Raw genomic sequence first — 25,842 nt, 5'->3', positions numbered from 1 at the left:
ACACTGGCGAACCCAGCCGTTCGAGGGATCCAGATGATCAGGTCAGGGATAGGACTCCGGGACAATAGTGGACAGGCTTGAGATTTGAAGGCTTGCAACCAACGTGGAACGCGGCTTTTGATGCCTGCAGAGCAGAACTGCTTTGAGAAGAAAGGACAGCATGAGCCTGAGACTAGACAGTGTGGACGCTCTGGCGGAACAGGTGCTGGCCACGCCGCGTGCATCGAGCCGGCGGTTGGTAGCCCTTGCCGGATCACCGGGCAGTGGTAAGTCCACGCTGGCCGAAAAGCTGGCGCAGATGCTGACGACACGGGGGGCGAAGGCGCAGGTTGTACCAATGGACGGGTTTCACCTGGACAACCGTATTCTGACCGCACTCGATCTGCTGGACCGCAAGGGCGCGCCGGAGACCTTTGATGCGACCGGTTTTGCCCGGTTGATGCAGGCCCTGGGATCGGAAACGCCGGTGTACTACCCGCTTTTTGACCGAACCAGAGATATTGCCATCGCCGGGGCCGGGCAGCTGGAAGGCGACTGTGATACGGTGATTGTTGAAGGCAACTACCTGTTGCTGGATGCAGATCACTGGCGGTCTTTGTCGGCCTTCTGGGATCTGCGGGTCCGGCTGGATGTCGATTTGGCCACCCTGCGTCAGCGGCTGATTGATCGCTGGCTTGATGAAGGCCTGACAGAGCATGCCGCCATTGCCCGGGCCGAAGGAAACGACCTCAGAAACGCGCAGCTGATACAGTCACATTCCTTGCCCTGCGACGTGGTTTTCGACGCTTCGGGGTCATGAAAATGAGATGGCTGCATCTTATGCTATGATGCAGCAGGGAACGGGGTCGCGGGCCTGGAGCCGCGCCGCATCCCTGCCTGTTCAGATGCCGCGACAAGCCGCGCTGAAATCGACCATTGATGTTTGCGTCAAAATGTGATCGTTAGCGCTAACAAAGCCCAGTGCGTCGGATCGGCGCGACACAGAATGAATTCTGGAGGAAGAAGATGTCTCACTCAGTTGCAATTAACGGTTTCGGTCGCATCGGTCGTGGTGTGCTGCGGGCCCTTGTGGAGAACCAGATTTCGGATGTCGAAGTAATCGCGATCAACGATCTGTCGACCCCGGAGACACTGGCACATCTTCTGAAATACGACAGCGTGCATGGTCGCTTTAAGGCGGATGTAGAGGTCAAGGGCGATGCGCTGGTTGTCAATGGCAAGAGCATTCAGGTCACGGCTATCCGCAACCCAGCGGAACTGCCCTGGGACGGTGTCGATGTGGCGATGGAATGCACAGGGCTCTTCACCGCCCGCGAAAAGGCCGCGCAGCATCTGGAAAACGGATCGCGCCGCGTGCTGATTTCGGCGCCGGGCGCTGGTGCAGATCGCACCGTTGTCTACGGTGTGAACCACAAGGACATGACCAAGGACGACATCGTCATTTCCAACGCCTCCTGCACCACGAACTGCCTGGCCCCAGTGGCCTATGTGCTGGACAAAGCCTTTGGTATCAAGACCGGCTACATGACCACGATCCACGCCTATACCGGCGACCAACCTTCCCATGACGCGCCGCACAAAGATCTCTACCGTGGACGGGCGGCTGCGGTGTCGATGGTGCCGACCTCTACCGGGGCGGCCAAGGCGATCTCGCTGGTGCTGCCGCATCTCGAGGGACGCCTTGAAGGCTCAGCCATCCGTGTGCCGACACCGAATGTCTCGCTGGTCGATCTGGCCTTCATGCCCGAAAAGCCTGCGACCAAGGAGGCCATCAACGCGGCGATGAAAGAGGCCGCCGAGGGTGAGCTGAAAGGGGTTCTGGCCTACGAGACGGATCCGACCGTCTCCATCGACTACAACCACGACCCGCATTCCTCCAGCTTTGCCGCGCCGCAGACCAGCGTGACACAGGACGGTCTGGTGCGTGTTGTCAGCTGGTATGACAATGAATGGGGCTTTGCCAACCGGATGATCGACACGGGTCGCAGGCTGGCGGAACTCTCCAAAACCTGACCTGCTGTCTGACCCGTCCAGGGACCGAAAGGAACCGAGATGACACTGAATGACACGATTGCCCGCGTCACTGACCGGATCATCGAGCGGAGCGAAGGACCGCGCGGAGATTATCTTGCGCGGATGAACGCGGCGCGCACAAAGGGTCCGGCCCGCGGCCATCTCAGCTGCAGCGGTCAGGCGCATGCCTATGCCGGGGCGGGGCCGGATCAATCCGCGATGGTTACTGAGCAGGCCCCCAATCTGGCCATTGTGACCACCTACAACGACATGCTGTCCGCGCATCAGCCCTTTGAGCGCTTTCCGGAACTGATCCGCGAGGCAGCCCGCGCGGTTGGGGCCACGGCGCAGGTGGCGGGCGGCGTGCCAGCTATGTGTGACGGGGTGACCCAGGGCGAACCGGGCATGGAGCTGAGCCTCTTTTCCCGCGATCTGATTGCCATGGCGACCGGCATTGCGATGACGCATAACACCTTTGACGCTGCGGTCTACCTGGGCGTTTGTGACAAGATCGTGCCGGGTCTGATCATTGCCGCGCAGACCTTTGGTCATATCCCCACGGTCTTCCTGCCCGCCGGGCCGATGACCTCTGGCCTGTCGAACGAGGAAAAGAGCCAGGTCCGTCAGAAATTCGCCGCGGGCGAGGTCGGGCGCGACGCGCTGATGCAGGCGGAAATGGCGGCCTATCACGGGCCGGGCACCTGCACTTTTTACGGCACGGCCAACACCAACCAGATGCTGATGGAATTCATGGGCATGCATCTGCCGGGGGCCAGTTTTGTCACCCCGAACACCGAGATGCGCGATGCGCTGACCCGAGCGGGGGCGCAGCGGGCGCTGGCGCATTCCGATCTAGGTGATGAGTATCTGCCGGTCTGTGATGTGCTCGATGAAAAGGCCTTTGTGAACGGCATCATCGGGCTCAATGCCACGGGCGGGTCGACAAACCTGCTCATTCACTTGGTGGCTATGGCGCGGGCAGGCGGCATCATCCTCGACTGGCAGGACTTTTCGGACCTGTCCGAGGTTACACCTTTGCTGGCACGGGTTTATCCAAACGGTCTGGCCGATGTGAACCATTTCCACGCGGCAGGTGGCCTTGGCTACATGATCCGCGAGTTGCTGGGCGCAGGGTTGCTGCATCCCGACACCAAAACCGTCGGTGGTGGGGGGCTGGAGGTCTACACGCAGGAACCAAAACTCAAAGACGGCGCGCTGGTTTGGGAAGAGGGCACGGCGCACAGCCTCAACGAAAAGATACTGCGCCCGGCGGCGGACCCGTTCCAGCCGACGGGCGGGCTGAAACGTCTCAGCGGGTCACTGGGCAATGCGGTCATGAAGGTTTCTGCGGTGAAACCCGAGCATCAGATCGTCGAGGCCCCGGTGCGGGTCTTCAACGATCAGGAAGAGGTCAAGGCGGCCTGCAAGGCCCGCGAGATCGAAGAGGACACGGTGGTCGTGGTGCGGTTTCAGGGTCCAAAGGCCAACGGCATGCCGGAACTGCACAGTCTGACGCCGGTGCTGAAGAACCTGCAGGCGCGCGGGATCAACGTGGCCCTGGTGACCGATGGGCGGATGTCCGGCGCCTCCGGATCGGTGCCCTCGGCCATCCATGTCAGTCCCGAAGCGCTGGACGGCGGGGCCATTTCCAAGCTGCAGGACGGTGATATCCTGCGGGTCGATGCGGTGAAGGGCGATCTGGAGATCGTCACCCCCGGCGTACTTGACCGCGACCCTGTCCGGATCAATCTTGGCGCCAATGAATTTGGCCTCGGGCGCGAGCTTTTTGCCCAGTTCCGGCGGTCGGTCGGCACGGCGGACACCGGCGCCAGCGTGCTGTTTTAGGAAAGGACACCCCCATGACCCCGCAAGAGGCAAGCAAACGCGCCCGTGAAATCTGTGCGCTTGCGCCCATCGTGCCCGTGCTTGTGGTGGAGGACAAAGCCCACGCCCGACCGCTGGCCGAGGCGCTGGTTGCGGGCGGATTGCCCGCGCTGGAGGTGACCCTGCGTACCCCTGCCGCCCTTGAGGTGATCGCGGAAATGGCGCAGGTGCCGGGTGGCGTTGTCGGTGCGGGCACCCTTGTCACGCCGCAGGACGTCCGCGATGCCAAGGCGGCGGGGGCCACCTTTGGTGTGTCACCGGGGGCGACGGATGCCCTTTTGGAGGCCTGCGAGGCTGAAGACCTGCCGCTTTTGGCCGGGGCCGCGACGGCCTCCGAGGCAATGCGCCTGTTCGAGCGCGGCTATGATATGCTCAAGTTTTTTCCGGCTGAGGCATCAGGCGGCGCGCCAGCCCTCAAGGCGATTGGTGCCCCCTTGCCGCAAATCGGGTTCTGCCCCACGGGCGGGGTCAGCCCGTCCAACGCGCAAAGCTATCTGTCGCTGCCCAATGTGATCTGCGCCGGGGGCAGCTGGGTTGCTCCAAGCGATCTGGTGATCGGTGGCGATTGGGCGGGGATCGAAGCCCTGGCGCGCGATGCAAGCAAGCTTGCGGCCTAAAGAGCGCAGAGGCACGGCCAACTGGCGGTGTGCCAGTGCAAGGAAAGACGATCGGGGAGCAGGAAGATGATTTTATGTTGCGGCGAAGCGCTGATCGACATGATCCCGACGGTCTCCACCGATGGGCAAACCAGCTTTACTCCCCATCCCGGTGGCGCGGTTTTCAACACAGCCATCGCGCTGGGGCGTCTGGGGCATGACACCGGATTTGTTACCGGTCTGTCGCATGATCTTTTTGGGCAGCAGCTGGCGCAGGCGCTGGAAGAGAGCCACGTCGATGGCAGCCATGTGATCCGCTCCGATCTGCCGACCACGCTGGCCTTTGTGCAACTTGCCAAGGGTCAGGCCCGCTATACCTTCTACGATGAGAATACCGCCGGGCGCAGCCTGACGCCCGATCAGCTGCCGGACCTGCCGGAGGCTGTGACCGCGCTCTATTTCGGCGGCATCAGCCTGATCAGCGAACCCTGTGCGGAGTTCTACGCGGCCCTGGCCGAGCGGGAAGCGGATCGCAGGGTAATCATGATCGACCCAAACATCCGTGCCGCCTTTGTGAAGGACGAGGCCCGGTACCGCGCCCGGCTGGAGCGCATGATTGCCGTGGCCGATATCGTGAAAGTCTCGGACGAAGACCTTGAATGGATTGTGCAGGACGGCGAGACCCTGACCGAGAAAGCGCAATTGCTTTGCGCCGCCGGGCCGCATGTCGTGCTCATCACACGTGGAGCAGACGGGGCCTCGGCCATCTTTGCGGGTGGCGTCACCGTTGATGTTATGGCGCAGAGAGTGGCCATCGTCGATACCGTCGGCGCAGGCGATACCTTCAACGCCGGGGTTCTGGCCAAGCTGGCCGAAAAGGGGCTTTTGTCAAAACAGACGGTGACCCACATTGGCGCACAGGAGGTGACGGATGCCCTGGCGCAGGGCGCCGCCGTTGCCGCCGTGACCGTTTCCCGCGCCGGGGCCAATCCCCCCTGGGCCCATGAGCTTTGAGAAAACCGGTGTTGTCCTGCCCCCAAAACCGCTAGAAAAAGAAAACCCATTTCATCCGGCGCGTCGTGCGACTGGTGAGCCGTAAAAAGAGACCTGATGTCCGCTATGAGTATCCCCCCTGTTTCCCCGTCAGAATTCAGCGCAGACATCCTGCGCCATCTCAAACATTCGCTGGGCAAGGATGACAGCCACGCCTCGCTCTATGACTGGCGCATGTCGCTGTCGCTGGCGCTGCGGGACCGCGTGGTCGATCCGTGGTTCGAGAGCACGCGCAAGACCTATGAGGCGCGGGGCAAGCGGGTGTATTACCTGTCGATGGAGTTCCTCATCGGGCGGCTGATCGAGGATGTCGCGGTGAACCTTGGGCTTGATGCGGTGGCAGAGGCCGCACTGGCCGATCTGGGTCAGGACTACGCGGCCGTGGTCGCGAATGAACCGGATGCAGCACTTGGCAACGGCGGGCTGGGGCGTCTGGCGGCCTGTTTCATGGATTCGCTCTCGACGCTGGGCATTCCGGCCTATGGTTATGGCATCCGCTACGAACACGGGCTTTTTGAGCAGCACTTTGAGGATGGGGCGCAGAGGGAGACGGCGGAAACCTGGCTGTCCCAGCGCCACGCTTGGGAATTCGAACGGCCAGAGGTCAGCTATCCCATCGATTTCGGCGGTCATGTCTTTGAAGAGAACGGCAAGACCATCTGGCGCTGCGCTGAAACGGTCATGGCCTCGGCCTATGACACGCCGGTGATCGGCTGGCAGGCACAGTGGGCCAATACCCTGCGCCTCTGGGCTGCGAAACCTACCACCGCCTTTGATCTGGCGAGCTTCAATCGCGGGGACTACATCGCCGCCAGCGCGCCGGAAGCGTTGGCGCGCACGATCAGCCGGGTGCTTTACCCGGATGACACAACGGATATCGGCAAGGAACTGCGGCTCAAGCAGGAATACTTCTTCACTTCCGCCTCGATCCAGGACTTGCTGCGGCGCTTCCTGAGCGAAGGCGGTGATCTGAAGGAATTGCCAGATCACGTTGCCATCCAACTGAACGATACGCATCCGGCCATTGCGGGCCCGGAACTTGTGCGGTTGTTGATGGACGAACACGGGTTTGACAAGGAGGCCGCGATCAAGACCGCGCGGGGCTGTCTCGCCTATACCAATCACACGCTTTTGCCCGAAGCGCTGGAGCGCTGGCCGGAAGAGCTTTTCATCCGTATCCTGCCGCGTCACCACCAGATCATCCAGATGATCGAAGCCGCGCATCTGTCGGAAACCGGCAGCGCCGTGCGTATTCTGGAGCATGGCGAGGTGAAGATGGGTGAGCTGGCCTTTGTCATGGCGCACCACGTCAACGGGGTCTCCGCCCTGCACTCCGATCTGGTCAAGGAAACCGTCTTTGCCGATCTGCACCGGGATTATCCGGGCCGGATCATCAACCAGACCAACGGGATCACGCCGCGCCGCTGGCTGTATTCCTGCAACCCGCCGCTGCGCAACCTGATCAATGAGACCATCGGCACCTCCTGGCCCAGCGACCTGCAGCAACTGGACGGGCTGGCCGCGCATGCGGGTGATCCCGCTTTCCTCGATGCCTTTCAGGCGGCGAAGGACAGCAACAAGGCCCGGCTGTCGAACTGGTTGAAGGATCACGGGGGCCACGCGCTGGACCCCGAGGCGATGTTCGACGTGCAGATCAAGCGCATCCATGAGTACAAGCGCCAGCTGATGAACCTGCTGGAGACTGTGGCGCTGTGGAATGAGATCCGCGACAATCCCAACGCGGATTGGACCCCACGCGTCAAGGTTTTCGGCGGCAAGGCGGCCCCCGGCTATGTGGTGGCCAAGCAGATCATCCACCTGATCAACGATGCCGCCAAGGTGATCAACGCCGATCCGGCGACCAAGGATGTGCTGCAGATCGTTTATCCGGAAAACTACAATGTCTCGATGGCGGAAATCCTGATCCCGGCGACGGATTTGTCCGAACAGATCTCTACTGCGGGCAAGGAGGCCTCGGGCACCGGCAATATGAAATTCGCCCTGAACGGTGCGCCGACCATCGGCACTCTGGACGGTGCCAATGTCGAGATTCGCGACTGTGTGGGCGCGGATAATTTCTTTCTCTTCGGTCTGACCGCGGCAGAGGTCACCGCCCGCCGGGCCGAGCCCGATTACGCCCGCCGCGCAATCGAGGCCAGCCCGCGTCTGGCGCGGGTGCTGTCTCAGATCGACAGCGGTGTGTTCTCACCGGACGACCGGGGGCGGTACGGCGATCTGGTGCAGGGGCTCTGGAACCACGACTATTTCCTCGTGACCTGCGATTTCGACAGCTACTTTGACGCCCAGCGTCAGGTCGATACGGCCTTTGCTGACAAACGCGGGTGGACCCGGATGGCGGCCCTGAACACCACCCGTGTTGGCTGGTTCTCCTCCGATCGGACCATCAGCGGCTACGCACGTGACATCTGGAATGCGCCCAGTCTCATTGCATCAAGAACGTCACGCAAGGATGTGGCCTAGAAAGGAAATCGTTTGGCTCTGACACCGCAGGACGCAGAAGACATCGTTGCAGGCCGCCACGGGGATCCGTTTTCCGTCTTGGGACTGCATCAGGTTGCGGGCAAATGGGTGGTGCGCGCCTTCGTACCAGGCGCACAGAGCATCGAGGCGATTGATCCGAAGACAGGACGCAGGATCACCACGCTCCTGCCCGTAGACGGCGCACAGGGGCTGTTTGAGGGCGCGGCTCCCCGGCGCAAGAACCGGTTCACCTACCATCTCAGCGTGACGCGCGATGGTCACCAGTGGATCGCCGATGACCCCTACCGGTTCGGACCGGTGATGGGGGAATGGGACGAATACCTCATCGGCGAAGGCACGCATCGGCAGCTCTGGCATGCGTTGGGCGCGCATGTGATGACCCACGAGGGGGCCGCGGGCACGCATTTTGCCGTCTGGGCGCCGAACGCCGCGCGGGTCTCGGTTGTGGGGGATTTCAACACCTGGGACGGGCGGCGGCACCTGCTGCGCCGCCGGGGTGCCACCGGGGTTTGGGAGACTTTCATCCCCGGCGTCGGCGAGGGGGCTGTCTACAAGTTCGAGGTGCTGGACAGCAATCACCACCTCCTGCCGCAAAAGGCGGACCCGGTGGGCTTTGGCTCGGAACATGCCCCGCGCACCGGCTCTGTGGTGCGCCGGATCGACGGGTATGACTGGCCGGATGCGGCCTGGATGACCAAGCGCGGCGCGACACAGCGCTTTGACCAGCCGATTTCCGTCTACGAGGTGCATCTGGGCTCCTGGCGACGCGTGCCGGAGGACGGCAACCGTCCGCTCAGCTATCTGGAACACGCCGAACAGCTGGTGTCTTACGTCAAGGATCTGGGCTTTACCCATATCGAACTGATGCCGATCTCGGAATTTCCCTTTGACGGGTCCTGGGGCTACCAGCCGGTTGGTCTTTTTGCCCCTACGATCCGCCACGGCACCCCGGATGAGTTCCGCGCCCTGATCTCGGCCTGCCACGCGGCAGAGATTGGCGTGATCCTGGATTGGGTGCCGGGGCACTTCCCCGAAGATCCGCACGGGCTGGCCAAATTCGACGGCACAGCGCTTTACGAACACGCCGATCCCAAGGAAGGGTTTCACCCCGACTGGAACACGATGGTGTTCAACTATGGGCGTGCCGAGGTCTCCAACTACCTGATCGCCAACGCGCTTTACTGGTTGCAGGAACATCACGTGGACGGGCTGCGGGTCGATGCCGTGGCCTCCATGCTCTACCGCGACTACAGCCGAAAGGACGGCGAGTGGATCCCCAACAAGGACGGCGGACGCGAGAACCTTGAAGCGATTGCCTTTCTTCAGAACATGAACACGACCACCTACGGCGAGGTCGAAGGCATCATGACGGTGGCCGAGGAATCGACCGCCTTTCCCGGTGTGAGCGCGCCGGTGGATGCGGGCGGTCTGGGGTTCGGCTTCAAATGGAACATGGGCTGGATGAATGACACGCTCAGCTACATGGCCGAGGATCCGGTGCACCGGAAATTCCATCATTCCAAGATGACCTTTGGGTTGCACTACGCTTTTTCAGAGAACTTCATCCTGCCGCTCAGCCATGACGAGGTGGTGCATGGCAAAGGCTCGATGCTGGACAAGATGCCGGGCGAGGGCCCGGAGAAATTCGCCAATCTGCGGGCCTATTACGGGTTCATGTGGGGTCATCCGGGCAAGAAGCTGATCTTCATGGGCAGCGAGTTTGCCCAAGGGGCGGAATGGAACCATGACAGCAGCCTTGACTGGCACCTGCTGGACGTCGATCTGCACCGGGGTATGCAAACGCTGGTACGGGATCTCAACGCGCTTTACCGCGCGCATCCCGCGCTTCACACGCTGGATGCAAAGCCCGAAGGGTTCGAGTGGATCGAAGAAAACAGCGGTGACGAATCCATCTTTGCCTGGGTGCGCCATGGGTCGGGCGATACGCCGTCGATGCTAGTGGTCTCCAACTTCACGCCGGTCGAGCGGCCAGAGCGCCGCATCGGTGTGCCGGAACAAGGTCACTGGGTCGAGCGTTTGAACACGAACTCGGAATTCTACGGCGGCGATGGCCGTGGCAACATGGGCGGCGTCCGGAGCGAGGAGGTTGCTGCGTCGGGGAGGGCGCAGTCGATCCGGATCACGCTACCACCGCTGACGACCCTCTTCTTCGAAGTGGAGCACGGCTGACGCCCCGGGAAAAGGGGCGCAAAAGACAAAAATGGGAGGACAATCAATGGACCGAGAAACGCAAAGGCTTGCACAGCAAACGATGGCCTTTGTTCTGGCCGGGGGCCGGGGCAGCAGGCTGTACGAGTTGACCGACAGGCGCGCCAAACCCGCGATGTATTTCGGCGGGAAAAGCCGGATCATCGATTTTCCGCTCTCCAATGCGGTGAACTCCGGGATCAGGCGCATCGGCGTGGCTACGCAGTACAAGGCGCATTCGCTGATCCGGCATCTGCAACGCGGCTGGAGCTTTTTTCGCGCGGAGCGCAACGAGAGCCTCGATATCCTGCCCGCTTCGCAACAGCTCGATAACGAGAACTGGTACAAGGGCACGGCCGACGCGGTCGCCCAGAACAGGGATATCATTCAGGGCTACGGGCCCAAATACATCGTGATCCTCGCAGGCGACCACATTTACAAGCAGGATTACGCGATGATGATCCGTCACCACGTGGAAAGCGGCGCGGATGTGACCGTGGGCTGCATCGAGGTGCCGCGCATGGAAGCCACCGGTTTCGGGGTGATGAAAGTCGATACCGAAGACCGCATCCTTGATTTTGTTGAAAAGCCCGCGGATCCCCCGCCGATGCCGGGCCACCCGGATCACGCATTGGCCAGCATGGGCATCTATGTGTTCGAGACGGATTACCTGTTCAAGCTGTTGGATGAATGCGCAGGCAGCGAAGGGTACAATCACGATTTCGGCGGCGATGTCATCCCGCGGATCGTTCGGGAGGGCAAGGCCATCGCGCATCCGTTCAGCCGGTCCTGTGTGCGCTCCGGGATCGAGGAGAAAGCCTATTGGCGCGATGTGGGGACGGTCGATGCTTTCTGGCAGGCCAACATCGACCTGACCGACTTCAAACCCGAACTTGACCTTTATGACAACGAATGGCCGATCTGGACCTATTCCGAGCTGACGGCGCCTGCCAAGTTCATCCATAACGAGGAAGGGCGGCGCGGCCACGCGGTCTCCTCCATGGTGTCTGGGGGCTGCATCATTTCGGGGTCGCGGCTGGACCAATGCCTGCTTTTCACTGGTGTGCGCACCCATTCGTTTTCGCAACTGGATGGTGTCGTGGCCTTGCCGTACGTGGAGATTAACCGGAACGCCCAGCTTCGCAATGTGGTGATTGACAGGGGGGTCGTGATCCCGCAAGGCCTCGTTGTGGGAGAGGATGCGGAAGAGGACGCCAGACGGTTCCGGCGCACGGCAAACGGCACCTGCCTCATCACGCAACCGATGATCGACAAACTGGACCTCTGACGTGAAAATTCTCTTTGTTGCCTCGGAATGCGCGCCCTTCGTGAAGACCGGCGGGCTGGCGGATGTGATTGGCGCGGTGCCCAAGGCGTTGGCCCCCCTTGGGGCCGATGCCCGGGTGATGCTGCCGGTCTATCCCGCGTTGCAGGCCCTGTCAGCAAATGGAAAAGAGGTCTGGGCCTCGGATGACCTTCACGGCGGACCCGTGCGCCTGCTGTCGTGCCAGGCAGAGGGGCTTGATCTGCTGCTGCTCGACGCGCCGCATCTTTTTGACCGTCCGGGCAATATCTATCTGGGAGCGGATGGGCAGGACTGGCCTGACAATGCGCAGCGTTTCGGCGCCCTGTCTTTCGTGGCTGCCGAGGTCGCGGCAGGTGGTCTCACGGGGTGGCGTCCTGACGTGGTGCACGCCCATGACTGGCAGGCCGGGCTGGTGCCCGCCTATCTTCGGCAGAAGGACGGCCCCGTGCCGCCCACGGTTCTGACAATTCACAACATCGCGTTTCAGGGGCTTTTCGATCCCTCGCTCATGACCTCGCTTGGCCTTTCCTCAGCGCATTACACACCGGAGGGGATGGAGTATTTTGGACGTATCGGCTTTCTGAAGGCAGGCCTCGCTTTTGCCGACAAGATCACCACCGTCAGCCCCACCTATGCGCGCGAACTCATGCAGCCGGAATTCGGCATGGGGCTGGAAGGGCTGCTCCGGGCGAGAAACGCGGATCTGACCGGCATTCTCAACGGTATCGATCTGGACGCGTGGAACCCCGAGACGGATGCCGCGCTGGTGGCCCCGTACTCTGTGAGAAGCTTGAAGAAGAAGGCAAGCAATCGCGCCGAGGTGCTAAAGCGGTTCGATCTGGAGAGCGAGGGGAGCGGCCCGCTCTTTTGTGTGATCAGCCGCCTGACCACGCAAAAAGGGCTCGATCTGTTGCTGGAGGCCCTGCCGATGCTGGTGGCTCGCGGGGCGAAACTCGCTGTGCTGGGCAGCGGAGAGAAAGACCTCGAGGCCGGGTTCATGGCCGCCGCCCGGAACCACCCCGGCGCGGTGGGCGTGATCATTGGCTATGACGAACCGCTGTCGCATCTGATGCAGGGCGGCAGCGACGCGATCCTGATCCCCTCGCGGTTCGAGCCCTGCGGTCTGACCCAGCTTTACGGGCTGCGCTACGGCACGCTGCCGGTCGTGGCGCGCACCGGCGGGCTGGCCGATACGGTCATCGACGCCAATGAGGCCGCGCGCAGTGCCAAATGCGCCACCGGTGTGCAATTCGCGCCGGTCACGGCCCCGGCGCTGGAGCAGGCGATCCTGCGGACCTGCGATCTCTTTGACCAGCCGTCTGAATGGGCCGCGATGATGCGCCGCGCGATGCGCCACCCGGTGGGGTGGGATGTCTCGGCGCAGGCGTATAAGGACATCTATGCATCGTTGCTGGATGCACGCACGCTGCAGGATTGACCGCCATGGACCATGACATCACCGCGGGCAGCCCGACGCGCATGGGCGCGCATTTCGACGACGAAGGCGTCAACTTCGCCGTGTTTTCGGCCCACGCCCAGAAAATGGAGCTTTGCCTGTTTGACCCGGCGGGCCAGCGCGAGGTCTCGCGCCTGTCCCTGCCGGAGCGCACGGGCGATATCTGGCACGGGCACGTGGCGGGGCTGAAGCCCGGCGCGGTGTATGGATACCGGGCACATGGCGCCTATGCGCCGGATCAGGGACACAGGTTCAATCCGCATAAACTCCTGCTCGACCCCTATACCAGGCAGTTGGCAGGGCAATGGGTCAACGATTCCGCGACGCTGGGATACGACGGGGCCGCCCCGACCGGCGATCTGTCCTTTGATCAACGGGATTCCGCACCCTTCGTGGCGAAATCCGTGGTATCCGATCCCTCCACCTTTGCGCCCATCACCCATCCCCTGCGCCGGGCGTGGGATGAAACGCTGATCTATGAAACCCATGTCAAAGGCGCGACGCAACAGCACCCGCAGGTGGCCGACGCCCTGCGTGGCAGCTACGAGGGGCTGGCCTCGGACGCGGTGATTGAGCATCTGCACAAACTGGGCATCACCGCGATCGAGCTTTTGCCGGTACATGCCTTTCTGAACGACGCCTTCCTGCTGGAGAAAGGTCTGGTCAACTACTGGGGGTACAACACGGTCGGCTTCTTTGCGCCCGAACCTCGGTATTTCGGGCCGCAGGGGCTGGCGGGCTTTCGCACCATGGTGCGCCGCTTTCACGACGCGGGGATCGAGGTGCTGCTCGACGTGGTCTACAACCACACAGCTGAAGGGGATCACCGCGGCCCCACCTTGTCGTTCCGCGGTCTCGACAACGCATCCTACTACCGGTTGCTCAGTGGCCAGCCGCGGTATTACGTGAACGACACCGGCACCGGGAACACCGTCAACCTCTCCAACCCGTATGTGTTGCGCATGGTCATGGATTCTCTGAGGTTCTGGGTGGAGTGCATGGGCGTCGACGGGTTCCGCTTTGATCTGGCCACGACCCTTGCACGGGAAGATCACGGGTTCGACCCGCACGGTGGGTTTCTGGATGCGCTGCGTCAGGATCCGACGCTGGCGGGGGTCAAGATGATCGCCGAGCCCTGGGATATCGGGCCGGGTGGCTACAGGCTGGGCCAGTTCCCGCCCAAGTTCGGGGAATGGAACGACGCCTACCGCGATACGGTCCGCCGGTTCTGGAAGGGCGACACCCACAGTGCCCAGGAACTGGGCGCACGGCTTCTGGGCTCGGCCGGTGAGTTTGACCGGGGCGGACGCCGGGCCTGGTCGTCGGTCAACTTTCTGGCCGCGCACGACGGGTTCACGCTGGCGGATGTCACCAGCTACAACCAGCGCCACAACGACGCCAATCTCGAAGACAATCAGGACGGGCATAACGCGAACTATTCCGACAATTGCGGCGTGGAAGGGCCGAGCGCCGATCCGGCCATTGAGGCCCGACGCCAGCAGCGCCAGCGCAACATGCTGGCCACGCTCTTCCTTTCGCAGGGCACGCCGATGTTGCTGGCAGGCGATGAATTCGGCAATTCGCAGGGTGGCAACAACAACGCCTATTGTCAGGACAACGAAACCGCCTGGCTTGACTGGGCCGCCGCGGACCGGGACATGATCGATTTCGTGGCCGAGCTGTCGGCCTTTCGCAAACGGCACCCCGCGCTGCGTCAGTCGCGGTTTCTGCACGCCGCGCAGCGCCCTGCCGATGGGCTGCCGGATGTGGTCTGGTCCGATTTCGACGGCCATCCGCTGAACTGGCGTGACCCGGGGCTGTCGAGCCTCTGCGTCACCTTCCGCTGCTCCGCCGAAGCGGCCACGCAGGTGGCGCATGATGACACCGTCTTTGTGGTCTTCAACCGCGCGGAGACGTCTGCGGATGTGTCGGTCCCGGAACCGCCCGCCGGTCGCCAGTGGCGTCATGGCATCGACAGCGCCGGGCACGTTGTAGCGGGCGCGGCGGTCACCGAAGATCGGATCGCGGTCGCGGGGCCGTCGGTTGTGGCCCTGGTTCTGGTGCCGGAAGACGCCCCCCTATGACTGCGGATCGGAGCCTTGCGGCGCTCGCCAGCTTTTGCGGCGTATTCGACCGATTTCTCGATCTGGAAGGCGTCACGCGCCCGACCAGCCCGGATACCCAACGCGCCTTGCTGCGGGCAAACGGTCTTGATGTCGGGTCAGAGGCTGCTGTGCGCGACACCCTCGCCGCGCTTCAGGCGGAGCAGGAGGAACGTCTGATCCCGCAGGAGATCGTGGTGACTTGCGATACCCCAAACGTGCTGCGGTGTGAGGGGGAGGTGGACTGGCATCTGACGTTGGAAGAGACCACGCGTCCTGTTGCCCGGGGAAAAGGAGATGGCGAAATAGCCCTGCCGCCGCTGCGGGCTGGCGTCCACTGCCTGCATATCCAGTCAGGTAAGCGCCGCCAGACCACCACCGTCATCTCCGCCCCGGGGCGCGCACCGTCGTTGCAGGATAGGGCAAGGCAGGAGCGTTGCTGGGGCGTTGTGGCACCGCTTTACGGTCTGCAATCGCGGCGCAACGCGGGACTGGGTGATTTCGAAGACCTCGCGCAGCTGGCCGAGGGGTTGAGCGCACAAGGGGCCGGATTTCTGGGCATCAATCCGGTGCACGCGCTGGGATGGGCAGCGCAAGACACAATCAGCCCCTATTCCCCGAGCCACCGCGGCTTTCTGAACACGGCGCATATCGCGCTGGATCGCCTGCCGGGGCTCTTAGATGGCGCACCGCCGTCCAACGAGGACGGCCCTCTGATCGACTACGCAGCACATTCTCAAACCCATCGCACCGCCTTGCGGACAGCCTTTGATCAGTTCCAACAGAGCGCATCGGATGCGGAAAAGGAAGCGCTGGCGCGGTTCACCCAAGAGGGTGGCGCGGCGCTGGAGGTTTTTGCGCTTTTCGAAGAGCTGAGCGCCCATCTGGGGCAGGACTGGCGGCACTGGCCGGAAGAAAAGCGCACGCCCGAGGCGGCGCGCGCCAGCGGGTCGGTGTCGGAAACCGGCTTTCACCTCTGGCTGCAATGGGTGGCCGATCACCAACTGCAGGAGGCTCAAAGGCGCGCGCAAGAAGGGGGCATGGCGCTGGGGCTTTACCTCGATCTGGCCGTTGGCGCGCGATTGGATGGAGCCGAAGCCTGGGCTGCCGCCGATACGCTGGCGCAGGGCGTGTCGCTGGGCGCGCCACCGGATCACCTCAGCCCGGCGGGACAGAACTGGCAGCTGGCGGCCTATGCGCCCCTTAAACTCGCCGCCCGGACCTACCAGCCCCTGCGGCAGGTGCTGCGACAGGTCCTGCGGCACTGCGGTGTGCTGCGGATCGACCATGCACTTGGGCTCAACCGCAGCTATTGGATCCCCGAGGATGGCAGCCCGGGCGGATACATCCGGCAGCCGTTTCAATCGCTCATGGCGCTGATTGCGATCGAGGCGCAACGCGCGGGTGCGGTGATCGTCGGCGAAGATCTCGGGCTGGTCCCCGACGGGTTTCGCGACACCATGGCGGCAAAGGGGTTTTACGGCTACACCGTGCTGCAATATGAAAAAACCGATGCGGGTCGTTTTCGGCAGGCGCAGGCGTTGCGCCCCCAGTCGCTGGCCTGTTTCGGCACCCATGACACGCCGACGATCCGGGGGTTCTGGACCGGGCGGGACATGGACTGGTGGCACCGGCTTGACTGGATCGATAGTGATGGCAAGGACAAGGCGCAAAAGCTGCGTGAGGCCGAAAAGGCCGATCTGCTGGGCGTGCCTGACGCGCAGCTGGCACAAAGAGATGCCAGTGATCTGCGGGACAAGGTGCATCTCGATCTGGCCCAGGGACCAGCGGCGCTGGTCGCCGTGCAACTGGATGACGTGCTGGACGTGGAGGAAGCGCAGAACCTGCCGGGTACGATTGACGCGCACCCCAACTGGCGGCGCAAAATCCCGGTGGACGTCGATGAGATTGCCACGCAGGGTGTGATGAAAAAGACCGCGCGGATCATGGCAGACGCCGCGCGCAGCGGGTTCAAGACATAGACGCGAAAGGAATTTCCATGACCCTTCAGACCATTTCCAACGGCCCGTTCGAGGGACAGAAACCGGGCACCTCCGGTCTGCGCAAGAAAACCCGCGTCTTCATGGAACCGGGATATCTGGAGTGTTTCATTCAGGCGACGTTTAACGCCATTGGCGGCGCGGTAGGCAAGAGCTTCGTGATCGGCGGCGACGGACGGTACTTCAATCGCGAAGCAATCCAGATCATGCTGAAGATGGCGGCGGCAAATGGTGCTGCGCGGGTGATCGTGGGGCAGGGCGGGCTGCTGTCCACGCCTGCGGTGTCCAACCTGATCCGCCAGCGGCAAACCGATGGGGGCTTCGTGTTGTCTGCCAGCCACAATCCGGGCGGGATCGATGCGGATTTCGGCGTCAAATACAATGTCAGCAACGGCGGCCCCGCGCCGGAGGCCATCACGCAGGCGATGTTTGACCAGACGCAGACCATCGACAGCTACCGGATTCTGGAGACGGCTGATGTCGATCTCTCCATCTGCGGCACGTCTTCGGTGGGCGACATGCAGATCGAGATCGTCGACCCAGTCACCGATTACGCCGCCCTGATGGCAAAGCTCTTTGACTTTGACAAAATCCGCGCGCTCTTTGCAGGTGGTTTCACGATGCGCTTTGACGCCATGCATGCGGTGACCGGCCCCTACGCCACCTCCATTCTGGAAGGGGTCTTGGGCGCCCCGGCGGGCACCGTCATCAACGCCGTGCCCAGTGAGGATTTCGGCGGTGGGCATCCTGACCCAAACCCGGTCTGGGCCAAGGAGTTGATGGATGAGATGATGTCCGACACAGCACCCGATTTCGGCGCGGCCTCGGACGGCGATGGTGATCGCAACATGATCGTGGGGCGCGGCGTCTACGTGACCCCCTCCGACAGTCTCGCCGTGCTGGCCGCGAACGCGCAGCTGGCGCCGGGATATGCCAAGGGGCTTGCGGGCGTTGCGCGTTCCATGCCGACCAGTGCGGCCAGTGACAAGGTCGCCGAACGTCTGGGGCTTGCCTGTTTCGAGACCCCCACGGGCTGGAAGTTCTTTGGCAATCTGCTGGACGCGGGCAAGGTGACGCTCTGCGGCGAGGAAAGTGCGGGCACGGGCTCTGATCACGTGCGCGAGAAGGATGGCCTCTGGGCGGTGCTGTTGTGGCTGAACATTCTGGCGGAACGCGGTCAGTCGGTTGCCGATATTCTGACCGATCATTGGGCCACCTACGGGCGCAACTACTATTCGCGCCACGACTACGAGGCCGTGCCGACAGAGGCGGCAAATGCCTTGATGCAGGGCGTGCGCGACCAGCTAGGCGCGCTGGTCGGGAGCACAATCGCCGGTCTTGAGGTGACGGGTGCCGATGAGTTTTCCTATCACGATCCGGTAGACGGATCAGTCAGCCACAATCAGGGTCTGCGGCTCTGGTTTGCGGGTGAAGGGCGGGCGGTTCTGCGGCTCTCGGGCACGGGCACTGAAGGCGCAACCCTGCGGGTCTATCTGGAGCAATATGCTGCGCCCGAGGCGGATCATGGCCTCACCCCCGATGTAGCGCTGCGCGCCGTGCGCGATGCGGTGGTGGAGATCACCGGCATGCAGGCCCATCTGGGACGGACCGAGCCGGATGTGAAAACCTGATCGGGTTGTGCCTTTCTTGACAGCACCGAAAGGCTGACCGAACCTGATCCCGGACCTGTCACAGCCGGAGTTGCCAGATGATCAGCCAGGAATTGAATGATACCCTGACCCAATCGGGTCCGGGCACCCCCGCGGGCGAGGTCATGCGACGCTATTGGCAGCCCGCTGCCCTGTCCGATGAACTGGCGGGGACCCGGCCGGTTGTGCCGGTGAAACTGCTGGGCGAAGATCTCGTGCTTTTTCGCGATAGTGAGGGGGAGTTGGGCCTGATCGAGCGAGCCTGCCCGCACCGGGGCGCGGATCTGTGCTACGGGCGGCTCGAAGACAATGGGCTGCGCTGCCCGTTTCACGGCTGGCACTTCGACCGCACCGGTCAATGCGTTGAACAGCCCGGCGAGCCCGAAGGCTCCCAGATGCACAAGCAGATCAGGAACAAGAGCTACCCGGTGATCGAGCGCAATGGGATCGTCTTTGCCTATATGGGCCCGGGCGATCCGCCACCGCTGCCGGGGTTCGATTGCTTTCGCGCGCCGGACAGCCATGTCTTTGCCTTCAAGGGATTGTGGGAGTGCAACTGGCTGCAGGCAATGGAGGTCGGTATCGACCCTGCACATGCCTCCTTCCTGCACCGCTTCCTGCAGGATGAAGACCCCGCCGACAGCTACGGCAAGCAGTTTCGCGATACTGCGGCCAATACGGATATCCCGATGACGAAGCTGCTGCGCGACTACCCGCGCCCCGATATCAGCGTGGAGGAGACTGATTATGGGCTGCGCCTGATCGCCCTGCGTCATCTCGACGATGGCCGCACCCACGTGCGCGTGACCAACCAGATTTTCCCGCAGGCAATTTCCATCCCCATGAGCCGCGAGATGATCATCACGCAATGGCATGTGCCCCTCGATGACAGGCGCTGCTATTGGTATTCGATGTTCACCAGCTTCACTGACCCCGTGGACAAGGAAAAAATGCGGGATCAGCGGTTGAAGGAACACCGCCTGCCGGATTACGCGCCGCGCAAGAACAAGCGCAACAATTACGGCTACGACCCCGAAGAACAAGCAGGCGAGACCTATACCGGCATGGGGCTGGATATCAACGTGCATGACCAATGGGCGGTGGAAAGCCCGGGGCCGATCTTTGACCGGACCAGGGAGCATCTGGGCAAGACGGATGTTGCGATTGTGCGGTACCGGCGCATGCTGCGCGCGGCCATGGCGGCCTTGGAGCAGGGGAATGCGGAGCGCCTGCCGATGGGCAATGGGGGGGACCCGGCCATGGTGCAGGGGCCGATCAGCAATGACACCATCGCGATGACCTCTGATTGGAAAGCGGCCTATACCGCCAGCGATGCAGAGCGGCGCGCAGGCTGCACCGGCTGGGACGCAACCATCACCTGACGGCGTTTTTCGCGTGACGGACCCGGAGACGGCGGGCTAGGCTCCCCCGGGGACAGGAGGATATGTGAGCGGGAAGGCGGGGATTTCGCAAGGTAGGCTGGCGCAAACCGGTCTGCTGGACGCAGATGCGGTGGCGTCGGCAGAGGCGTTGCTGGCCGATCTGCAGGGCAGCGATCTGGAAACGGTGCGCGTTCTCTTCCCCGATCAGCATGGGGTGTTGCGGGGCAAGACACTTGTGGCTTCGGCGCTGGCTTCGGTCTTTACCGCGGGCATCTCGGTTCCCTCGACGCTCTTTCTGAAAGACACCTCGCACCGCACTGTCTATCCGGTGTGGGACGGCGCGGGCGACAGCCCGGTGCAGGGCGCGGGGGACGTGCTGCTTGTCCCGGACCCGTCAACGTTTCGGCACCTGTCACAGGCACCAGGGTCCGCGTGGATCCTCTGCGATGCGGTGATGAAATCCGGTGCGGCACTGCCCTTTGCGCCCCGCACCGTGCTCAGCCGTGCGGTGCAGGTCCTCGCGGACGCGGGCCTGCAGATGCAGGTGGGGCTGGAGGTGGAATTCCACGTCTTCGAGATCACCGACCCCGCGCTGGAGCATGGTGATGCCACGATGCCACCCACGCCGCCGGACACGCGCAACCTCGCTCCGGGCTACCAATTCCTGACCGAGACGCTTTACGCCCGGTTGGAACCCGTTTCCGAGATGTTGCGCCGTGCGGTTCAGGCCATTGGGTTGCCTCTGCGGTCCATGGAGGTGGAGATGGGCCCGAGCCAGCTCGAATTCACCTTCGATCCGGCGGACCCGATGACCCATGCGGATAACCTGATGATGCTGCGCACACTGGTCAAAGAGGTCTGCGCGCAGGAAGGGCTGCATGCGACCTTCATGAGCCGGCCAAAGCTGGCCAACGGTTGCGCCTCCGGCTGGCATCTGCACCAGTCGCTTTTCGACACCATGGGCACGCCGCTGATGATGCCGCAGCCCGACGGAACCCTCAGCACCTATGCTGCGGGCTGGATTGCGGGGCTGCTGGAACACGCTGCGGAAAGCTGTTTGCTGACCACGCCGACGGTCAATGGCTACAAACGCTATCAACCCTACAAGCTGGCGCCTGACCGGGTGGTCTGGGGGCATGACAATCGCGGTGCCATGCTGCGCGCGATCATGGTGCCGGGCGACCGCGCCTCGCGTATTGAAAACCGTGTGCCCGAGAGTGCGGCGAACCCTTACTATGCCTTCGCCAGCCAGATCGTCAGCGGGTTGGACGGCCTGACCCACGGGCGCGCGCCGCCGCCGCCCGTCGAAAACCCGCACGACGCGGGCGCAGAGGCCTTGCCGCATTCCCTCGGCGCTGCCATTGATGCCTTTGAGACATCGGCGTTCTACCGCGCGGCGCTGGGTTCGGAGGTCGTGGACTATCTGGTTCGGATCAAACGGGCCGAGTGGGAGCGGTATCTGGCACATGTGTCGGATTGGGAGCAAGCAGAGTATTTCGGGTTGTACTGATGCGTTTTTGTGGATGGGTTTTGGGGGTGATGATCGGCTCGGCAGCGGCGGCGGACTTGCCCGCGCCGGTGACAGATGCCGATTTCATGCCCCTCGATATGGATCAGGTCCGTCTGGGCCAGATGCTGTTTTACGATCCGATCCTGTCGGGCAATCGCAACATCTCCTGTGCCACCTGCCACCACCCGAAATTTGCCACTGCAGATGGCGTCGCCCTGTCGCTGGGAGAGGGGGCCGTGGGGCTCGGCCCGGATCGCAAGATCGCAGGGGATAATATCCCCGAACAGCGTATCCCGCGCAATGCGCCCGCGCTTTTCAATCTCGGCGCGCGTGAGTTTACCGTCATGTTCCATGATGGCCGCATCGAGGTGGACCCCGACAAACCCGGCGGTCTGCGCACGCCCATGGGGGCGGAGATGACCCAGGGGTTCGCCAACCTTCTGTCCGCCCAGACGATGTTCCCGGTGCTCAGCGCTGATGAGATGGCCGGTCATTACAGCGAAAATGACATCAGCCAGGCGGTGCGGCAGGGTCGGATCACAGGGCCGGATGGCGCATGGTCCAGGCTCAGCGCCCGGGTGGCGGAAACCCCCGGATATGCTCCCCTGGTCGCGGCTGCGTTTCCCGAGGCGGAGGCGCTGACCTTCACGGATATTTCGGATGCCATCGCCGCCTTTGTCGCCTTTGAATGGCGCGCGGATGGCAGCGCCTTTGACGCCCATCTGCGCGGCGAGGCGACGTTGCCGCCGCAGGCCCAGCTGGGCATGGATCTCTTTTACGGTGCCGCGGGCTGCAGCGCCTGCCACAGCGGTCCCTTTCAGACGGACCACGGTTTCCACGCCATGGGTGTGCCGCAGTTCGGGCCGGGCAAGGCCGCGCGGTTCGAAAGCCACGCGCGGGATGTGGGGCGCATGCGGGTGACGGGGCGAGAGGCAGACGCCTATGCTTTCCGCACACCCTCCCTGCGCAACGTGCTGCACACCGGACCTTACGGGCACACTGGCAGCCATGCCGATCTGAGCCAGTTCATCGCGGACCATATTGCGGGGAGGGACGCATTGGATCGGTTCGATCCAGCGTCGGTGACGCTCCCTGATTTGCCCGGCGCGGAGGATTGGCGGCACATGGACGACCCGGCAGAGCAGGCGGCGTTGCGGGCTGCCGTCACCCTGCCGCCACGTGACCTGACCGCTGATGATATCGCAGCGCTGGTGTCCTTTCTGGCGGCGCTGGACGACCCGGTGGCCCTAAAGGGGCGCCTGGGCGTGCCGGAGGCCGTGCCGAGCGGGCTGCCAGTCGACCGCTAGGGGCGCAGGGTCTGGCGCTGATTGACGGCCAAATCCCGGTGGTGCGTGATCTGCCCATCCGGCCATGTGATGGTCACGTCGGCGGATGTGGCAGCCCCCAGCCCGAAGTGCATTGGCCCCGCTTGCCCGCCCGCGTGGCCACCGCCCACGGTCAGCTCCTGCACCTGCGTCACACCGTTTGCGGTAAGCTCGACAAGCGCGCCCACCGCACGGGTATTGGCGCCGTCCATACGCAGATCAAGCGCCAGCCAATGTCCGGTGCCGTCGGTCACATTGCGGTAAAGCTCCATCGGTGCGCGCCGGTTCATCACCACCAGATCGAGCCGCCCGTCGCCGTTCAGATCGGCAAGGGCAGCCCCCCGTGACCGCGCCACCGTGGCAACACCCGCCTCAACCGAGCGCTCCTTGAACGTGCCGTCGGCTTGCTGAATGAGCAGCGTGTTGGGGTCTTCCATGGCCAGCCCCGGCATCTGATCCACATTGCCCTTGGCGATAAACAAATCGGGTGCTGCGTCATTGTTCACATCTGCAAATTCAGCATGCCACCCGGTCGACGGGCGCCCGTCATCCCCCACATGTGGCCGTTGCGCGTAGGTGCCAAGGCCAAAAGGTGCGCGGCTGTACAGCCCGTCTTTGCCAGCGATCTGCATCAACTGATCACCCATGGAGGTCAGCATCACCTCGGAACGTCCGTCGCCGGTGATGTCCCGGCTGGCGATGCCCATGCCCCAGAGGCGCACGGTTTCCCACCCGTCGTCCGGCCCGAGAAAACGCCCCATCGCCAGATCATACATCTGTTCAGACCCGTCGCGCACGTAGTAGTGGCGGTCGTTGGAGATGCGCAGGCGTTTGGTACCGCTGGCATCCCGCGCAAAGAGCATGGAGAGCGCGCAGTGTCCCGGGGAGAGGGGGCTGGCGGCGAACCCGTCGCCCTGCCAGCGGTGCAGGCTGTTGTCATCGCAAGCCTCGAAAGGGCCCTCGGGGTCGTCCCGGTCCACGTAGTTTCCAATGGCCAACACCGGGCCCGACGCCTCCCATGTGGCTGAAAAGGCGGTGGACCAGGCGTTGCCACCGTCAAAGCCCAAGGTCTCGTTCGCGGGCGTAAAGCCGCAGACACCATCACCGCGCAGCAGTTGGTTTTCGCCCACGCGCAGCAGCATCACATCCAGATGTCCATCGCCATCCACATCGAGCGGATAGGCACCGGTTGTGCCCGTGAAGGCGGGCAGGGGGGCGGCGGCAAAGTGCATGGCACCCTGATTGATCATCAGCGTGGCCGGGCTGTCACCGCCTGCCGCCAGTAGATCGGGCAGGGCGTCCCCATTGCAATCAAAGACGGCTACACCGCCGCCGACAAAATGCTCCCACCCGCCGGTGTATTGATGCAGTGGCAGGTTGGACGAGAGATCCTCGAACAGCACCTCGGCGCTGGCGGATTGCGCCAGCAGGCAAAGCAACAGCGCCCTCATCCGCGCCCCTCCGCCATTGCATCGGCAATTTCCGACAGCGCCAGCGCCGCCGCACCATGGGCCCACATCAGATCGCCCCAGGCATGGGTTTCAACCTTTTGCGGGGCGGCATCGCGGTTCAGCGTCAGTGTATGCATTTCGCGCAGCACCTCGTCGGCGTAGAGGTAATCATATTGCATCCGCTCGCCGGAAAGGATGATCAGCGGCGGATCGAAGAGGTTCACCAGATTGGCCAGCCCCAGTGCTAGAAACCGACCGGCGCGGCGGAAAATCACCCGTGCGGCTTCGTTCCCGGCCTTCGCCTGCTCGTAGAGCTGTTGCAGCATCACATCCGGGGCGGTCGTGTCTGAATTCGACGGATCAAGGGCCGTGGAGGCCTCGCGCACCAGCGCATAGTCCGCGATATAGGCCTCCAGACACCCGCGTTGGCCGCACTGGCACAGCGCGCCATCCATCTGAACCTTGGTGTGGCCCAGTTCCATGCCAAGCGAGCGGGCGCCGCGATAGAGCCGGTGATTGATCACCAGCCCCATGCCCACGCCCTGTTCGATAGTGACCACCGCGAAATCCGCCATGGCGCGCCCCTTGCCGAACCAAAGCTCGGCCAGCGTGACGAGGTTGGCGTCATTGTCGACCGCCACCGGCACGCCAAAGGCATCTTCGGCCAGCGCCCGCAGGGGTTTGTCCGCCTCAGTGAGCAGGGGGGACCAGACCATCTGGCCGCTGGCGTGGTCGATCATGCCCGGCATGCCAAGGCCGATGCAGGCGATATCGGCGCGCGCCAGCCCGGCCTCCTCCAGCAGGGCATCCAGCACCTGACCGGTCTCGGTCAGGATCTGCTCAATCGAGCGTCGTTGCGGGGTGCAGGCCAGGCTCGCCTGTGCCAGCGGCTGGCCTGCCGCGTCCACCAGAAGGGCAGTGTGCTGGGCGCGCGCGAGCTTGATCCCGACCACATATCCCGCGTCCGGTTGTACCGACAGCGCCACGGGCGGTCGCCCGCGGGAGGTGCTGCGCGTGGCGTCGCTGCCCTCCTGCAACAGGCCAAGGTCCAGCAGCTCACCCACCAACGCGGTGATGGAGGCCGGGCTCACTTTCAGCTGTTTGGCCAGATCGATGCGTGAAATCTGTCCCGCCGAGCGGACAGATTCAAAAACGCGGTGGCGCAGAGAGGTGCTGGGCGCCTCCGACTCAGGGCGAATCGGGCCGCATCCCACCGGCGCATCCCCGAGATCAGGCTGTGAAATCTCCACGTTCATTTATTCACACCCCGAAAATAACAATGTAAAAAAGGCAGAATTTTCACGGAAATCCGCCGATAAATCAGGATATGCCCGATATTTTGGCTCGTATTGCATAAATTTATTTTGACAGCTGAATTAAAACAGTCAATCCTTTTGCGCATGCC

General features: G+C 63.1%; 17 protein-coding genes. 15 read left to right on the top strand and 2 right to left on the bottom strand.

All coding sequences use genetic code 11. From position 1 onward, the window contains the following. Positions 1-160 precede the first annotated feature (160 nt). From Q1A07_RS01710 to Q1A07_RS01640, 15 genes are all read left to right on the top strand, one after another. Positions 161-799, top strand: coding sequence for a nucleoside/nucleotide kinase family protein (locus Q1A07_RS01710; protein WP_299777242.1), 639 nt, complete (start codon positions 161-163; stop codon positions 797-799). 206 nt (positions 800-1,005) lie between these two features. Then, the gene (gap, locus tag Q1A07_RS01705; RefSeq protein WP_299777240.1) at positions 1,006-2,013 is read left to right on the top strand and encodes a type I glyceraldehyde-3-phosphate dehydrogenase; all 1,008 of its coding nucleotides are present in this window, start codon (positions 1,006-1,008) and stop codon (positions 2,011-2,013) included. Positions 2,014-2,052: 39 nt separating this feature from the next. Next, positions 2,053-3,858, top strand: a complete 1,806-nt coding sequence (gene edd, locus Q1A07_RS01700; RefSeq protein ID WP_299777238.1) for a phosphogluconate dehydratase — start codon at positions 2,053-2,055, stop codon at positions 3,856-3,858. A 14-nt stretch (positions 3,859-3,872) separates the two neighbouring features. After that, positions 3,873-4,514, top strand: coding sequence for a bifunctional 4-hydroxy-2-oxoglutarate aldolase/2-dehydro-3-deoxy-phosphogluconate aldolase (gene eda / locus Q1A07_RS01695; RefSeq protein ID WP_299777236.1), 642 nt, complete (start codon positions 3,873-3,875; stop codon positions 4,512-4,514). 66 nt (positions 4,515-4,580) lie between these two features. Continuing rightward, positions 4,581-5,507 (top strand): carbohydrate kinase, encoded by a 927-nt coding sequence (locus tag Q1A07_RS01690; RefSeq protein ID WP_299777234.1) that lies wholly within the window; start codon positions 4,581-4,583, stop codon positions 5,505-5,507. Positions 5,508-5,603: 96 nt separating this feature from the next. Then, positions 5,604-8,027 carry a glycogen/starch/alpha-glucan phosphorylase gene (locus Q1A07_RS01685; RefSeq protein ID WP_299777232.1) on the top strand — a complete coding sequence of 808 codons (2,424 nt, stop codon included), beginning with the start codon at positions 5,604-5,606 and terminating at the stop codon, positions 8,025-8,027. A gap of 12 nt (positions 8,028-8,039) precedes the next feature. Continuing rightward, positions 8,040-10,238 carry a 1,4-alpha-glucan branching protein GlgB gene (gene glgB, locus Q1A07_RS01680; RefSeq protein ID WP_299777230.1) on the top strand — a complete coding sequence of 733 codons (2,199 nt, stop codon included), beginning with the start codon at positions 8,040-8,042 and terminating at the stop codon, positions 10,236-10,238. Positions 10,239-10,284: 46 nt separating this feature from the next. Beyond that, complete coding sequence (glgC, locus tag Q1A07_RS01675; protein WP_299777228.1) at positions 10,285-11,544, top strand: glucose-1-phosphate adenylyltransferase; 1,260 nt, start codon at positions 10,285-10,287, stop codon at positions 11,542-11,544. A 1-nt stretch (position 11,545) separates the two neighbouring features. Then, on the top strand, positions 11,546-13,000 hold the full coding sequence (gene glgA, locus Q1A07_RS01670) for a glycogen synthase GlgA (RefSeq protein ID WP_299777226.1): 1,455 nt from the start codon (positions 11,546-11,548) through the stop codon (positions 12,998-13,000). Between the two features lie 5 nt (positions 13,001-13,005). Next, positions 13,006-15,102, top strand: a complete 2,097-nt coding sequence (gene glgX / locus Q1A07_RS01665) for a glycogen debranching protein GlgX (protein ID WP_299777224.1) — start codon at positions 13,006-13,008, stop codon at positions 15,100-15,102. Continuing rightward, on the top strand, positions 15,099-17,102 hold the full coding sequence (gene malQ, locus Q1A07_RS01660; RefSeq protein WP_299777222.1) for a 4-alpha-glucanotransferase: 2,004 nt from the start codon (positions 15,099-15,101) through the stop codon (positions 17,100-17,102). Before glgX ends, malQ begins: the two co-directional genes overlap by 4 nt. 17 nt (positions 17,103-17,119) lie before the next feature. Further along, entirely contained in the window at positions 17,120-18,751 is a 1,632-nt protein-coding gene (locus tag Q1A07_RS01655) for an alpha-D-glucose phosphate-specific phosphoglucomutase (RefSeq protein ID WP_299777220.1), read from the top strand. A gap of 77 nt (positions 18,752-18,828) precedes the next feature. Then, on the top strand, positions 18,829-20,151 hold the full coding sequence (locus tag Q1A07_RS01650) for an aromatic ring-hydroxylating dioxygenase subunit alpha (protein ID WP_299777218.1): 1,323 nt from the start codon (positions 18,829-18,831) through the stop codon (positions 20,149-20,151). Between the two features lie 64 nt (positions 20,152-20,215). Beyond that, positions 20,216-21,661, top strand: coding sequence for a glutamine synthetase family protein (locus Q1A07_RS01645; protein ID WP_299777216.1), 1,446 nt, complete (start codon positions 20,216-20,218; stop codon positions 21,659-21,661). Further along, positions 21,661-22,968, top strand: coding sequence for a cytochrome c peroxidase (locus Q1A07_RS01640; protein ID WP_299777214.1), 1,308 nt, complete (start codon positions 21,661-21,663; stop codon positions 22,966-22,968). Before Q1A07_RS01645 ends, Q1A07_RS01640 begins: the two co-directional genes overlap by 1 nt. Here Q1A07_RS01640 and Q1A07_RS01635 read toward each other — a convergent pair. Together Q1A07_RS01635 and Q1A07_RS01630 are read right to left on the bottom strand one after the other, a co-directional pair. Then, positions 22,965-24,437, bottom strand: coding sequence for a CRTAC1 family protein (locus tag Q1A07_RS01635; protein ID WP_299777212.1), 1,473 nt, complete (start codon positions 24,435-24,437; stop codon positions 22,965-22,967). The genes Q1A07_RS01640 and Q1A07_RS01635 overlap by 4 nt on opposite strands. Continuing rightward, positions 24,434-25,693, bottom strand: a complete 1,260-nt coding sequence (locus Q1A07_RS01630; RefSeq protein ID WP_299777210.1) for an ROK family protein — start codon at positions 25,691-25,693, stop codon at positions 24,434-24,436. The genes Q1A07_RS01635 and Q1A07_RS01630 overlap by 4 nt, the downstream gene beginning before the upstream one ends. Between the last annotated feature and the right edge of the window lie 149 nt (positions 25,694-25,842).

The organism is uncultured Roseobacter sp. (genome assembly GCF_947492555.1).
GTDB lineage: Bacteria > Pseudomonadota > Alphaproteobacteria > Rhodobacterales > Rhodobacteraceae > Roseobacter.
Note: the sequence above shows the minus strand (reverse complement) of the source record. Positions and strands in the feature narration are given on the sequence as shown.

Coding starts and splice junctions, on each gene's coding strand:
- Q1A07_RS01710 (WP_299777242.1), top strand. CDS start 161: ATGAGCCTGAGACTAGACAGTGTGGACGCTCTGGCGGAACAGGTGCTG.
- gap (WP_299777240.1), top strand. CDS start 1,006: ATGTCTCACTCAGTTGCAATTAACGGTTTCGGTCGCATCGGTCGTGGT.
- edd (WP_299777238.1), top strand. CDS start 2,053: ATGACACTGAATGACACGATTGCCCGCGTCACTGACCGGATCATCGAG.
- eda (WP_299777236.1), top strand. CDS start 3,873: ATGACCCCGCAAGAGGCAAGCAAACGCGCCCGTGAAATCTGTGCGCTT.
- Q1A07_RS01690 (WP_299777234.1), top strand. CDS start 4,581: ATGATTTTATGTTGCGGCGAAGCGCTGATCGACATGATCCCGACGGTC.
- Q1A07_RS01685 (WP_299777232.1), top strand. CDS start 5,604: ATGTCCGCTATGAGTATCCCCCCTGTTTCCCCGTCAGAATTCAGCGCA.
- glgC (WP_299777228.1), top strand. CDS start 10,285: ATGGACCGAGAAACGCAAAGGCTTGCACAGCAAACGATGGCCTTTGTT.
- glgX (WP_299777224.1), top strand. CDS start 13,006: ATGGACCATGACATCACCGCGGGCAGCCCGACGCGCATGGGCGCGCAT.
- malQ (WP_299777222.1), top strand. CDS start 15,099: ATGACTGCGGATCGGAGCCTTGCGGCGCTCGCCAGCTTTTGCGGCGTA.
- Q1A07_RS01655 (WP_299777220.1), top strand. CDS start 17,120: ATGACCCTTCAGACCATTTCCAACGGCCCGTTCGAGGGACAGAAACCG.
- Q1A07_RS01650 (WP_299777218.1), top strand. CDS start 18,829: ATGATCAGCCAGGAATTGAATGATACCCTGACCCAATCGGGTCCGGGC.
- Q1A07_RS01640 (WP_299777214.1), top strand. CDS start 21,661: ATGCGTTTTTGTGGATGGGTTTTGGGGGTGATGATCGGCTCGGCAGCG.
- Q1A07_RS01635 (WP_299777212.1), bottom strand. CDS start 24,437: ATGAGGGCGCTGTTGCTTTGCCTGCTGGCGCAATCCGCCAGCGCCGAG.
- Q1A07_RS01630 (WP_299777210.1), bottom strand. CDS start 25,693: ATGAACGTGGAGATTTCACAGCCTGATCTCGGGGATGCGCCGGTGGGA.